At 67.6% G+C, this 13,100-nt stretch carries 13 protein-coding genes; 8 read left to right on the top strand and 5 right to left on the bottom strand.

Annotated elements, in window-relative coordinates; translation table 11 throughout:
• Nucleotides 1-168: 168 nt before the first annotated feature.
• Nucleotides 169-519: a hypothetical protein gene (locus MF607_RS09915; protein ID WP_242118121.1), complete on the top strand. Its 351-nt coding sequence runs from the start codon at nucleotides 169-171 to the stop codon at nucleotides 517-519.
• Between the two features lie 30 nt (nucleotides 520-549).
• Here the strand turns inward: MF607_RS09915 and MF607_RS09910 are convergent, their stop codons facing one another.
• Both MF607_RS09910 and purD read right to left on the bottom strand, forming a co-directional pair.
• Nucleotides 550-1,218 carry an NADH-quinone oxidoreductase subunit E gene (locus tag MF607_RS09910; RefSeq protein WP_242118119.1) on the bottom strand — a complete coding sequence of 223 codons (669 nt, stop codon included), beginning with the start codon at nucleotides 1,216-1,218 and terminating at the stop codon, nucleotides 550-552.
• A 3-nt stretch (nucleotides 1,219-1,221) separates the two neighbouring features.
• A complete protein-coding gene (purD, locus tag MF607_RS09905; protein ID WP_242118117.1) occupies nucleotides 1,222-2,496 on the bottom strand; it encodes a phosphoribosylamine--glycine ligase in 1,275 nt (424 codons plus the stop codon).
• Here purD and xseA point away from each other — a divergent pair.
• Genes xseA through MF607_RS09880 form a run of 5 tightly spaced genes read left to right on the top strand, consistent with a single transcriptional unit; the run spans nucleotide 2,495 to nucleotide 6,561 of the window.
• Entirely contained in the window at nucleotides 2,495-3,868 is a 1,374-nt protein-coding gene (gene xseA, locus MF607_RS09900) for an exodeoxyribonuclease VII large subunit (protein ID WP_242118114.1), read from the top strand. The genes purD and xseA overlap by 2 nt on opposite strands.
• Before the next feature lie 11 nt (nucleotides 3,869-3,879).
• Nucleotides 3,880-4,077 carry a DUF2093 domain-containing protein gene (locus tag MF607_RS09895; protein WP_242118111.1) on the top strand — a complete coding sequence of 66 codons (198 nt, stop codon included), beginning with the start codon at nucleotides 3,880-3,882 and terminating at the stop codon, nucleotides 4,075-4,077.
• Nucleotides 4,074-4,868, top strand: a complete 795-nt coding sequence (locus MF607_RS09890; RefSeq protein ID WP_431311925.1) for a M23 family metallopeptidase — start codon at nucleotides 4,074-4,076, stop codon at nucleotides 4,866-4,868. The genes MF607_RS09895 and MF607_RS09890 overlap by 4 nt, the downstream gene beginning before the upstream one ends.
• A 56-nt stretch (nucleotides 4,869-4,924) precedes the next feature.
• On the top strand, nucleotides 4,925-5,449 hold the full coding sequence (locus MF607_RS09885) for a superoxide dismutase family protein (RefSeq protein ID WP_242118108.1): 525 nt from the start codon (nucleotides 4,925-4,927) through the stop codon (nucleotides 5,447-5,449).
• 35 nt (nucleotides 5,450-5,484) lie between these two features.
• Nucleotides 5,485-6,561, top strand: a complete 1,077-nt coding sequence (locus tag MF607_RS09880; RefSeq protein ID WP_242118105.1) for a lactonase family protein — start codon at nucleotides 5,485-5,487, stop codon at nucleotides 6,559-6,561.
• 189 nt (nucleotides 6,562-6,750) lie between these two features.
• On the opposite strand, the gene MF607_RS09875 is transcribed toward MF607_RS09880, so the two are convergent.
• A complete protein-coding gene (locus tag MF607_RS09875; RefSeq protein WP_431311924.1) occupies nucleotides 6,751-7,347 on the bottom strand; it encodes a 5'-methylthioadenosine/S-adenosylhomocysteine nucleosidase in 597 nt (198 codons plus the stop codon).
• Nucleotides 7,262-7,858 (bottom strand): hypothetical protein, encoded by a 597-nt coding sequence (locus MF607_RS09870; protein WP_242118098.1) that lies wholly within the window; start codon nucleotides 7,856-7,858, stop codon nucleotides 7,262-7,264. Before MF607_RS09870 ends, MF607_RS09875 begins: the two co-directional genes overlap by 86 nt.
• 516 nt (nucleotides 7,859-8,374) lie before the next feature.
• On the opposite strand from MF607_RS09870, the gene acnA reads away from it, so the two are divergent.
• The gene (acnA, locus tag MF607_RS09865) at nucleotides 8,375-11,050 is read left to right on the top strand and encodes an aconitate hydratase AcnA (protein ID WP_242118096.1); all 2,676 of its coding nucleotides are present in this window, start codon (nucleotides 8,375-8,377) and stop codon (nucleotides 11,048-11,050) included.
• A 76-nt stretch (nucleotides 11,051-11,126) separates the two neighbouring features.
• Nucleotides 11,127-12,131 (top strand): glycosyltransferase, encoded by a 1,005-nt coding sequence (locus tag MF607_RS09860; protein ID WP_242118093.1) that lies wholly within the window; start codon nucleotides 11,127-11,129, stop codon nucleotides 12,129-12,131.
• A gap of 197 nt (nucleotides 12,132-12,328) precedes the next feature.
• On the opposite strand, the gene MF607_RS09855 is transcribed toward MF607_RS09860, so the two are convergent.
• The gene (locus MF607_RS09855; RefSeq protein ID WP_242118091.1) at nucleotides 12,329-13,075 is read right to left on the bottom strand and encodes an HAD-IIB family hydrolase; all 747 of its coding nucleotides are present in this window, start codon (nucleotides 13,073-13,075) and stop codon (nucleotides 12,329-12,331) included.
• Nucleotides 13,076-13,100 lie beyond the last annotated feature (25 nt).

The following is a 13,100-nucleotide window of genomic DNA, read 5'->3' as shown; positions in this document are numbered from 1 at the left end:
CCATCGTGAGCCGGTTTTCCGTAGTGGGATTAGCCAGTTACGATCATCGATATCGACGGGAGCAAGATCGGCAAGCTGTTGGCCGAACAAGGCAAGTCGACCTTTGGACGATGCTGCGACGCGATGCGGATGTTGCGTTGCAATATGGCCGGATGGTAGTTTCCGGTCATGCAGATTTCATCGGAATATGCGGCGCTGGTACAGTGGATCCGCGACAACACCGATGCGTCGGACCCGGTGTTGCACATTCATGCCGGCATGGCCGTGCTGATTCTCGCGCGGCTCATTACCCGCTATCCGCTGTCGCATCCGGTCCCGTTGCTGATCGTCGTCCTCGTCGCGACGGCGAACGAGGTGCTGAACCGGCTGAATTTCGGGTCGTGGCGCTGGCCCGATACCATGGCCGACTTTACCTATTCGGTGTTCTGGCCGGCGATATTGTTCGTCGTGCTGGCGGCGAAACGGCGGCTGGAACGGCGACCGTCTCGGCGCAAGCCGGCATTCGCACGATCGCGCTGACGAATCGTCACGATCTGTCGCGCTCCCCCGTCACAATTTCCCGAACACCGCCTCGAACCCGGCGATATCGCCCGCCGCCAGATAGCGCGCTTGTTCGACCCAGCGATCCTTCGCCAAGCGCGGCGCGAAGGTCCCGAGCCGTGCCGCCACCGCGTCCGCCTCGCCCGGCTGCAACCGTGCCAGCGTCGCGATATCGGGAATGCCCTGTTCGACCAGCATCGCCGCGACCTTCGGACCCAGCCCCTTCAATCGCGTCAGATCGGTACCCGCCGGCGTGGCCGGCACCACCGGCGCGGCGGTCTCGACGAAGGGCGCCCGGGCGGGTTCGGCGGCAACGATGGGCGGTTCCGGCGGGACGACCGATTGTTCCAGCGGCGTCGTGACGGGTTCCGGCATGCCCTGCGCGACCGGTTCCTCTACGACCGGCGCGACCGGTTCCTGCACGACCGGCGCCACCGGTTCGACCCGCGTCGGCGCGGGCGGCGCAACCGGTTCGCTCGGCGCATCGCCGGTCCGCTCCAGATGCCCCGCATCCTCCAGTTCGCGCGTCGCCGCCCGTCGTTCGCGCGACAGCTTCATGCCATACAGGATGCCGATGATCGCCAGCACCGCCAGGATGGCGATGATGACGAAATGCACCGTGGTCAGCGCGCCCAGAAATCCCGGCGATTGCAACGGGGTCGTACCGCTATCCTGCATGGTTCAATCCTGCCTGTTCTCATTCTCACGTGCGACTTCGCGCCAGCCGATGTCGCGGCGGCAGAAGCCCGGAAAGTCGAGCGCATCGACACCGCGATACGCCGCGGCCTGTGCGGTGGTGACGGTCGCCCCGCGCGCGGTGACGGCCAGCACCCGGCCTCCGGCGGTGACAACGCCCGCATCGCCCATCCGGGTTCCGGCATGGAACACGGTCGTGCCCGCCGCTTCCGCCGCATCGATGCCGCCGATCGGACGGCCGGTCTCGGGCGTGCCGGGATATCCCGGCGCGGCCATGACCACCGTCAGCGCGCTATCGCTCGAAAAGACCGGCGCTTCCGCCTCGGCCAGCCGCCCTTCGGCCACCGCCAGCAACAGCGGCAACAGGTCGCTGTCGAGCCGCGCCATCAGCACCTGGCATTCGGGATCGCCGAACCGCGCATTATATTCGATCAGCTTGGGGCCGCGCTCGGTCAGCATCAGCCCGGCATAAAGCACCCCCGAATAGGGCGTGCCGCGCGCCGCCATCGCCGCGACGGTCGGGCGGACGATGGTATCGATCGCCAGCCGCTCCAGTTCGGGGGTTAGCACCGGCGCGGGCGAATAGGCGCCCATGCCGCCGGTATTCGGACCGGTATCGCCGTCGCCGACGCGCTTATGGTCCTGCGCCGATCCGAACGGCATCAGCGACACGCCATCGGTCAGCACGAACAGGCTGGCTTCCTCACCCGCCAGGAATTCCTCGATCACCGCCTCGCCGCCGGGCTTCTCGAAGATCGCGGCCAGTGCGTCCTCCGCTTCGGTCCGGTCCATGGCGATCGTCACGCCCTTGCCCGCCGCCAGCCCGTCGGCCTTGATGACGACGGGAAGCGAAAAGGGGGAGAGGGCGGCGATCGCGCTATCGAGATCGGTGACGCGGACATAGCCGGCGGTCGGGATATCGGCCTCGCGGCACAAATCCTTGGTGTACCCCTTCGATCCTTCGAGCTGCGCCGCCGCGGCCGACGGGCCGAAGGTCGCGATGCCGCTGCTGCGCAGATCGTCGGCCAGCCCCGCAACCAGCGGCGCTTCCGGTCCGACCACCACCAGCTTGACCGCCCGTTCGACGCAGAAGCGCACCACCGCGGCGTGATCGGCGACGTCGAGCGGCACCAGCGTGGCGACTTGCGCGATGCCGGGGTTGCCCGGTGCGGCATAAAGCGTACCTAGGAGCGGCGAACGCGCCAGCTTCCACGCCAGCGCATGTTCGCGCCCACCCGATCCGATCAACAGGACATTCATGGACGATCGCTTCCCCGGTTTTCAGTCGAGCCGGCTCGTAGCCGAGCAACAGCCCGGCGACAACGCCGCGCCCGAAAGCGTGTCCGAACTGGCCGGTCGCCTCAAACGCATGGTCGAGGGCGAATTCGGCCGCGTCCGCCTGCGCGGCGAGATTTCGGGCTATAAGCGCGCATCGTCGGGCCATGTCTATCTGTGCCTGAAGGACGATTCGGCGCTGATCGACGGGGTGATGTGGCGCGGATCGGCGGGCAGCCTGCCGTTCACCCCGCAGGACGGGGTCGAGGTGATCGCCAGCGGCAAGCTGACCACCTATCCCGGCCGTTCGCGCTACCAGATCGTGATCGACCGGATGGAACTGGCGGGCGAAGGCGCGCTGATGGCGCTGCTCGAGAAATTGAAGGCGAAGCTGGCGGGGGAGGGGCTGTTCGACCCGGCGAAGAAACGCCGCCTGCCATTCCTGCCGCGCACCATCGGCATCGTCACCTCGCCGACCGGCGCAGTGATCCGCGACATCTTGCACCGGCTGGAGGATCGCTGCCCGACCCATGTCATCGTCTGGCCGGTCAAGGTCCAGGGCGAAGGCTCGGCCGCGGAGATCGCGCGGGCGGTCCAAGGGTTCGGGACGTTGCCGGAGGACGGTCCGGTCCGCCGCCCCGACCTGCTGATCGTCGCGCGCGGCGGCGGGTCGATCGAGGATCTGTGGTCGTTCAACGAGGAGATCGTCGTCCGCGCCGTCGCCGCCTCGCCGATCCCGGTCATCTCGGCGGTCGGTCACGAAACCGATACGACGCTGTGCGATCACGCCGCCGACCTGCGCGCGCCGACCCCGACCGCCGCCGCCGAGATCGCGGTGCCGGTCCGCGCCGAACTGGCCCACAATATCGCTACCCTGTCGCTGCGCACCCAGCGCATCGTCCGCCGCTATCACCAGCGCGGCAGCGAGCAACTGGCGGCGCTGGTCCGCGTGATGCCCCGCCGCGACGCGTTGCTTGGGCCGCAGCGTCAGCGGCTCGACGACGTCGCCGCCCGCCTGTCGCTGGCGCTCGAACGCCGCGTCGCGACCGCGCGCCGCAATCTCGACCGCCACGGCCATGCGCTCCGCCCAGCGATGCTTACCCAGCGGCTGGCACAGGCGCGCGCGCAGTTCGAGGGGACGGCGCGGATGCTGGCGCAGGTCGATCCCGACAATCTGCTGCAGAAAGGCTATGTCCGCGTCACCGCCCGCACCAGCGGCAAGACGGTCACCTCCGCCGCCGAAGCCCGCTCGGCAGGCGCGCTGCAGCTCCATTTCGGCGACGGCATGCTCGAGGCGAAGGTTGAGCGCACCCCCGGCCGCGCCTATGTCGAACCGACCCAACCCACCTTGCTGTAGAACCGGACCCGATGCTGAAATCCGAAAGCCGCCCCGCGAAGCTGCAATATCTAACCAATAATTTCCGGGTGCTGGTCGATGGCGACTTCGTGACCTGCGCGGTCACCGGCGCGCGCATCCCGCTCGACGAACTGCGCTACTGGAGCGCGGATCGGCAGGAAGCCTATGTCGACGCCGAAGCATCGACAAAGGCGCTGGCCCCGCTGTGATCGCGCTCGCCGCCGCGCTGCTGCTGGCGGCGCAGCCCGCGATCACACTCGACGGCACGCCGGGGCAGGGCGCGGCGATGACCGGACGGGTCCCGCCCGGCACGACGCTGACCCTGAACGGACAGCCGGTCGCCGTCGCCCCCGACGGCGCGTTCCTGATCGCGTTCGATCGCGACGCCGGCCCCGCCGCCACGCTCCTCGCGACGTTGCCCGATGGCCGCCCGCTGGTCCGCACTCTCGCCATCGCCCCGCGCGCATGGCGGATCGAGCGGCTGCCGACCCTGCCGCGCGTGTCGCAACCCTCCGCCGAATTTCAGCGCCGCCGCGCCCCCGAACTGGCGCAGATCGCCGCCGCCCGTGACAAGGCGAGCGACGCGCAGGGCTGGCGGCAGCGCTTCGTCTGGCCCGCCAGCGGCCGCATCTCCGGCCTGTTCGGGTCGCAGCGCATCTATGCCGGCGAACCCGGCGCCTATCATTCCGGCGTCGACGTCGCCCGTCCGACCGGCACCCCCGTTGCCGCGCCCGCCGATGGCGTCGTCATCCTCGCTGCGTCCACGCCCTTCACCCTCGAAGGCAATTTGCTGATGATCGACCACGGCATGGGGTTGAACAGCGCCTTCCTCCACCTCTCGCGCATCGACGTGAAGCCCGGCGACCGCGTCGCCCAGGGCCAGGTCGTCGGCGCCATCGGCGCCACCGGCCGCGCCACCGGCCCGCATCTCCACTGGGGCATGAAGTGGCACGACGCGCGCATCGACCCGCTGCTGCTCGCCGGCGCGATGCCGCAATAAAGGAACCGCCGACCATCTCCGATCATTCCGTCACCAGATCAAAGGGGACTGCGACCATGCTGCGTGCCACCATCCTGACCGCCCTTGCCGCCACCGCGCTCGCCGGCTGCACCACCACCACCGGAGCCGGCGCCACCGCCGGCCGCAGCGCCACCGCACCGCTGCGCACCGCGACCGGCGCCGATGTCGGCACCGTCACCGCGACCGAAATGAATGGCGGCATCCAGATCCGCATCGATGCGCGCGGCATGCCCGTCGGCATCCACGGCGCGCATGTCCACACCACCGGCCGCTGCGACGCGCCCGATTTCACCACCGCCGGCGGCCATTGGAACCCCACGTCCAAGCAGCACGGCACGAGCAATCCGGCAGGCCCCCATGCCGGCGACGCACCCAATCTGACCATCGGCGCCGACGGCACCGGATCGGTCACGATCATGCTGCCCGCCGGCACGATCGACGGGATGCTCGACGCCGATGGTTCGGCCTTCGTCATCCATGCCAATGCCGATGACTATAAGACCGACCCGTCGGGCAATTCGGGCGGTCGCATCGCCTGCGGCGTGTTCGCCGCCGCCTGATTGCGCGCACGACCGGCCACGGGCATAGCGTCGGGATGACCACCCGACGCACGCTCCTGGCCGGCATGGCCGCCACCGCCACGCTCGCCGCCGTCCCCGCCCGCGCCCAGCGGGGCGGGATGGATCTGATCGCCGGCACCTATGCCCGGCCGGGCGGGCAGGGGCTCTACAAGCTGCCCGCGCGCGGTCGCGGCTGGAGCGTCGGCGCCGCCGACCCCGCGCTCAAGGACATCTCGTTCGGCGTCGGCCGCGGGTCGATGCGCTATCTGGTCCGTGAATCGGCGGCCGGGCGGCTGATCGCCACCGATCGCGACGGTCGCATCCTCGCCGATCTGCCGAGCGGCGGTGACGATCCCTGCCATGTCGCGCTCAACCATCGCGGCAACCTGCTCGCCGTCGCAAACTATTCTTCCGGAACCGTCGCGCTCTATCCGCTCGCCGCCGGCCTGCCCCAACCGCCGATCGTCCGCCAGCACAAGGGCACCGGCCCCAACAAGGATCGGCAGAGCGCCCCCCACGCGCATTGGGTCGGCTTCACCCCGAACGATCGCTTCTGCCATTCGGTCGACCTCGGCGCCGACACGATCTTCGCCTATCCGCTCGAGAGCGGCGAGATCGGCGATCCGGTCGTCGCGTGGCGCGCCCCCGCCGGGGCCGGCCCGCGCCACATGGCCTATCACCCGACGCTGCCGATCGGTTACGTCGTCACCGAACTCGCCAACACGCTGGTCACGCTCGACGCGCAGGCCGATGGCAGCTTCACCACCCGCGCCACCACCTCGCTGCTCCCGCCCGGCTGGGAAGGTCAGTCGCAGGCCGCGCATATCGCGATCGACAGCGCCGGCCGCCGCCTCTACGCCTCGAACCGCGGTCACAACAGCATCGCCATGTTCGACCTTGCCGAGGACGGCACCGCGACGCTCGCCCAGCATATCGACTGCGGCGGCAACTGGCCGCGCTTCTTCCTGCTGATCGAGGATAGCGGCCAGTTGCTGGTCGCCAACGAACGCAGCGGCGACGTGGCGGTGTTCACCGTCACCGTCGACGGCCCGATCCGCCCGACCCCGGCGCGGCTGAAGGTGCCAGGCGTGGTGTTCCTCGACCGGGCTTAGGCGCGAAGAAGGTTTTCGCGCAGAGGCGCGGAGGCGCAGAGGAGTTGCACCCGGGGCAAAGCGGCTGCGATCGGGAGGCGCTTCTCTCGGGAGCGGCAGGCTCAAAGGCCCGCTGGCGCGGGTGCTCTCTCCGGAAACACAACCTCTCCGCGCCTCCGCGCCTCTGCGCGAACCAATTTTCTTCTCTTCCTACCCCAACCGATCCACCGCCACCGCCAGCCGTTCGTCGAGCACCCCCAGCATCGCCGTCCACCCGCCCAGCGCCTCCAACTCGCCCGGCCCATCGGACACGCCGCGCAGCCCCATCACCGGCACCCCGAAACGCTGGCACGCGCGCAGCACCGCGAACGTCTCCATGTCGACCATATCCGCGTCGATCGCATCATAGTAGCTGCCGCCGACGATATTCGCCCCCGTCGACAGTCGCGCCACCGGCCAGTCGAGCGGCGTCGCCAGTGGCATCTCGGCGGGATGATCCGAAAACGGCGTCACGCCCTTCGCCACGCCGATCCGCGTCGCATCCATGTCGCGCCACGACACGCTGGCCACCTGCCAGATCGACCCGAGCGGCAGTCGCCGCGACCCCGCCGATCCGATCGACACGACCAGCTCGGGCAACTCCGCCATTCCCGCCAGCGCCTGCGTGGTCCCGATCGCCGCCTCGACCGGCCCGACCCCGGTGATGAGCGGCACGAAGCGTTCAGCCAGACAGGGTCCATATTCGTGGTCCGTCGCCATGACGAACGCGACCCGCCGCCCCCCGATCCGCGTCACCTGCATCGCCATTCCCCTGCTGTTCCGCGCCGCTGGTGGCGGCAGGGGCGGGCGCAGGCAAGGCTTTCCGTACGGCTTCGGCCTCCATCCGACGTCTCGCTGCCTTGATGTTGGCAATCAACATGGCGTCGGTTTCCGCCTGTGTCGCCATATGCGCGATAACCGGCTCCCCGTCGTCCCGCCGCCCATCGCCGATGCCGCGCGTCACCAGTAACCGCAACAGGCTGTCCGAATAGCGCCGCCGATGCCCGACGACCTTGCCGCCATGCCACACCGGCTCCTCCCACCCCAGCACGGCGCGTTCATATGCCGCCTGTTCGATCGTCGGCGCGACCTTGGCCAGCGCGCGCCGCCACGCCCGATCGAACGCCACCGACCGGTCGCGCATCCGATAGGCGGACGTCGTCGAAATCTGCGCCCGCGCACAAGCATCGCGCACCGACCCTGTCTCGCTCAACGCCCGCAGGAACGCCCGCTGCCGCTGTGGCGTCCACCCGTCATGCCGTACCCGATATGCCGTCATCCCCCGACCTCCCTGATGATGATGGAACGTTACGGGAACATGCAGCTTGTAGGAAAGCGGAAACCACTGGCAACGTCCTTCCCGCGCGAGACCTTTGCAAAAGTCCCCTGCGTCAGAGTACATTTGCCGTACCCCCGCGTAGGCGGGGGTCCAGAGCCACGCAAAACAAGGGCTTGCGTTTGAGGTCCTGGACCCCCGCCTGCGCGGGGGTACGCAATGAGGCTGATGATCGGGACCTGCGCAGGGGGCTCGCCTGCGCGTTAGGATGGCCGCTTGCGATCGCAAACCCCGCTCTACCCCGACAAAAACGGGTATTATCGCTATTGCAAAGCGAAAGCATTTATGTTGCACTAAAAGTCGGCGATCGTCCGGCCCGGAACCGGATTCACCCACTTCCCCCGGCTTTATACGGTTGCTAAGGCGCACCGGTACAGCTCGATAACCTCCCGCGGCGGCATGCACGTCGACGGCCCCCGGCCGATCGATCCCGCCCGCGACCAACTGGGAAGGATCCGCATGACCGCTATCGGCCAGGACACGCTCGGCACCCGCGACACGCTCGATGTCGGCGGCAAGACCTATTCTTACTATTCGCTGGCAAAGGCGTCGGCAAAGCTCGGCGACGTGTCGCGGCTGCCCTTCTCGATGAAGGTGCTGCTCGAGAACATGCTCCGCTTCGAGGACGGCGTGACCGTTACGCCCGAGGATGCGCAGGCGATCGTCGACTGGCAGAAGGATGCCCGCTCGGACCGCGAGATCCAGTATCGCCCGGCACGTGTGCTGATGCAGGACTTCACCGGCGTTCCCTGCGTCGTCGATCTGGCGGCGATGCGCGATGCGATCACCAAGCTCGGCGGCGACGCGGGCAAGATCAACCCGCAGGTTCCCGTCCACCTCGTCATCGACCACTCGGTCATGGTCGACGAATTCGGCACGCCGACCGCTGCCGAAGAGAATGTCGAGCTGGAATATCAGCGCAACATCGAACGCTATGAATTCCTGAAATGGGGTTCGAAGGCGCTCGACAATTTCTCGGTCGTTCCCCCTGGCACCGGCATCTGCCACCAGGTGAACCTCGAATATGTCGCGCAGGCGGTGTGGTCGTCGGAATCGACCGACGGTTCGGGCACGATCGCCTATCCCGACACGCTGGTCGGTACCGACAGCCACACGACGATGGTCAACGGCCTCGGCGTTCTCGGCTGGGGCGTGGGCGGCATCGAGGCGGAAGCGGCGATGCTGGGTCAGCCGGTGTCGATGCTCATCCCCGAAGTCGTCGGATTCAAGCTGACCGGCAAGCTGCAGGAAGGCATCACCGCCACCGACCTCGTGCTCACCGTCACGCAGATGCTGCGCGCGAAGGGCGTGGTCGGCCGCTTCGTCGAATTTTACGGTCCGGGCCTGTCGTCGATGACGCTCGCCGATCGCGCGACGATCGCCAACATGGCGCCCGAATATGGCGCGACCTGCGGTTTCTTCCCGATCGACGACAAGACGATCGACTATATGCGCCTGACCGCGCGTCCGGCCGAAGTGATCGCGCTGACCGAAGCCTATGCCAAGGCCAATGGCTTCTGGCGCGACGAGAATGCCGTCGACCCGATCTTCACCGACACGCTCGAACTCGACATGTCGACCGTCGTGCCGTCGCTCGCCGGGCCGAAGCGTCCGCAGGACCGCGTCGAACTGCCGAACGTCGACGACGTGTTCAACGGCGACCTGACCAAGGTCTACAAGAAGGACGCGCCGAAGCGCGTCGCGGTCGAAGGTGAAAATCACGACATCGGCGACGGCGACGTCGTCATCGCCGCGATCACCAGCTGCACCAACACGTCGAACCCGTCGGTGCTGGTCGCCGCCGGCCTCGTCGCGCGCAAGGCGAACAAGCTGGGCCTCAAGCCCAAGCCGTGGGTCAAGACCTCGCTGGCGCCCGGTTCGCAGGTCGTCACCGACTATCTCGACAAGGCGGGTCTGACCCAGGATCTCGACGCGGTCGGCTTCAACCTCGTCGGCTATGGCTGCACCACCTGCATCGGCAATTCGGGTCCGCTGGCGGCACCGATTTCGGCGGCGATCAACGGCAACGACATCGTCGCCGCCTCGGTCCTGTCGGGCAACCGCAACTTCGAAGGCCGCGTGTCGGCCGACGTCCGCGCCAACTTCCTCGCCTCGCCGCCGCTCGTCGTCGCCTATGCGCTGAAGGGCACCGTGACCGAGGATATGGTGTCGACCCCGATCGGGCAGGGCTCGGACGGGCAGGACGTGTATCTCAAGGACATCTGGCCGTCGAACGAGGAGGTCGCCGACCTCATGGCCGCCAACATCGACGACGGCATGTTCCGTTCGCGCTATGGCAACGTCTATGCCGGCGACAAGCATTGGGCCGGCATCTCGGTCGAGGGGTCGGATACCTACAACTGGCCGACGTCGAGCACCTACATCGCTAATCCGCCCTATTTCGAAGGGCTTACGATGACGCCGAACCCGACTGCGGACATTATCGAGGCGAAGCCGCTGGCGATCCTCGGCGACTCGATCACCACCGACCACATTTCGCCGGCCGGTTCGATCAAGGCGGACAGCCCGGCCGGAACTTTCCTGCAAGAACATCAGGTTAGCCGCCGCGACTTCAACAGCTACGGCGCCCGCCGCGGCAATCACGATGTCATGATGCGTGGCACCTTCGCCAACATCCGCATCAAGAACGAAATGGTCCCCGGCGTCGAAGGCGGCATGAGCCGCTACGACGGCGAAGTCATGCCGATCTATGACGCCGCCATGCGCCACAAGGCCGACGGCACGCCGCTGGTCGTCATCGCCGGCAAGGAATATGGCACCGGCTCGTCGCGTGACTGGGCGGCGAAGGGCACCAACCTGCTCGGCGTCCGCGCGGTCATCACCGAAAGCTTCGAGCGTATCCACCGTTCGAACCTTGTCGGCATGGGCGTGCTGCCACTGCAGTTCGCCGAAGGCGTGACCCGCCAGACGCTCGGCCTGACCGGCGACGAAACCTTCACGATCCAGGGCGTTGCCGGCCTGCGCCCGCGTCAGGACGTCGAGGTCATCATGGTCCGCGCCGACGGCACGACCGAAACCTTCCTGACCAAGTGTCGCATCGATACCGTCAACGAACTGGAATATTTCCTGAACGGCGGCATCCTGCAATATGTGCTGCGCAAGCTGGCCGCATAAGCGCGCCGCTTGATGGCTAGGGCGGGCCGCGTCTCCGACCGGAGGCGCGGCCCGTTTCGTTTGGAGGGGGCGGACCATGGCGAGCATCACGGTCATCACGGTGTTCCACAACCGCGCCCACCGGGTGCGCCCGTCGATCGAATCGCTGCTCGCGCAGGATTGCGAGGACGTGCGGATCGTCGCCATCGACGACGGATCGCGCGACGACACGCTCGCCGAACTGCGCGCGCTGTCGGCGCCGAACCTGACCGTCGTCGCCCAACCGAACCGGGGCTTCACCGCGACGATGGCGGCGGCCTGCGCGGCGGCCGACACCGACTTCATCGCGGTCCATGGTGCAGGCGACGAAAGCCTGCCCGGCCGACTCCGCGCGCAACGCGACTTCCTGCTCGCCCACCTGGACGTCGTCGCGGTCGGCTGCGCGATCGAGAATGTCGAGGAGGGCGGCAAGGGCTATGTCATTCGGCCGGCCGAGGCGATCCGCAAGGGGCCGATGATCGCCGGCTTCGGCATCTCGCACGGCGAAGTGATGTTCCGCCGCTCGGCCTATCTGGCCGCCGGCGGCTATCGCCCGTTCTTCCGCGTGGCACAGGCCACCGACCTGTTCCGGCGGATGAGCCGGATCGGCGACTTCGGCTATGTCGACCGGCTATTGTACCGCCGTTTCCTGTTCCGCGACGGCGTCAACGCCTCCGCGGCCAAGTTTGCCGAACACGAACTTTATTCGGCGATCGGCCATGACGCCTTTGTCGACGCCTTGGCACGCGACGCATCGGCCGACGTCATCGACCGGCATGGCGTGCTTGCGCCCTATTACATGCCGCGTTCGAAGAAGATCGCCGGCGGTCTCGCCCGCGCCGCGGTCGTCCACTGGCTGCAGGGCGACGACCGCATCGCCCGGCACCTCGCCCGCCGCTCGCTCGCCGAGAAACTGACGCTACGCGGCGGGATCGTCGCTGCGCAGTTGCTGCTATCGACCATCGGCCTGCGCGATGCGATGCAGCGGCTGGCGGTGAAGACCAATCGCGGGCGCAACGAATATGCGCTCTCCCGCTTCTACCGCCCGCCCGCCGGGAAATAGCGGATCAGCCGCCCCCGCTACGCAGCTTTCCTACAGCGAACGGCTCATCCTATCGTCGACGGCGCTCTTTCAAAGGTCCGTTCAAACCTCGGTCGACAGGGGGAAAGCGCCTCGCCGCGCAATGCTGCACGAGTGTGAACTTTGTGAACTTTGGGCCGCCAACCCCGCCCCGCGCGCGGCGGGGCAGGGGAGCGCGGTTACTTCTGACAGGCGACGATCGCCTCGATCACCGCCAGCGTTTCCTGCGGGTCGCGGATCTTGACCGTGTCCATGCCCGCCGCCTTCGGCGCATAATCATTGCCGCCGGGGAAGATCGCGTCGCCGATGAACAGCATGTCGTCGGTGGCGATGCCGCTGATATCGGCCAGCTTGGCAAGGCCGGTCGCCTTGTCGACGCCTTCCTTGGTGATGTCGATCGACGTCGCGCCGCCCATGTTGATCGACAGCTCGGGCAGGCGCTGCTTCAGATCGGCCTGGATGATCTTGCGCTTCTCGAACTTGGGGTCCCAATGTTCCTTGGCGTCGATCGGCGCCTGCTGGCCGAGCGCCGAGAAGGTGATCTGGCTGCCGCGATCCTCGATCCGCTCGCCCCAGGTCTGTTCGGGGACGAAGCCGGTCGCTTCTAGCGCCGCGTCGAACGCTGCGAGGATCTTCGCCTTGGTCGCGTCGTCGAACAGGTCGGCATAGACCGTGTTCCAGCGGCCATCGCCATGGGTGTAGAGCTTGGTCCCGCTGGTCGGCATCATCCACAGCCGCGACAGGTCGGCGCGTTCGGGCAGGCGGCTGGCGACCTGCTTTTCGAATTGCGGCCAGTCGCCGCCGGAGATGATCGCGACATGCGCGACGCCCAGCAGATCGGCCAGCGCTTCGCCCATCGCCTCGGTCAGTTGCTGTTTGCTTTCGGCCAGGGTTCCGTCGAGGTCGAAGGCTACGAGTTGCTTCATATTGTCACTCCGGCAGGGGGCGAGC

The organism is Sphingomonas lacusdianchii, assembly GCF_022664395.1.
Lineage (GTDB): Bacteria > Pseudomonadota > Alphaproteobacteria > Sphingomonadales > Sphingomonadaceae > Sphingomonas > Sphingomonas lacusdianchii.
This window is presented reverse-complemented; position numbering and strand designations above follow the sequence as displayed.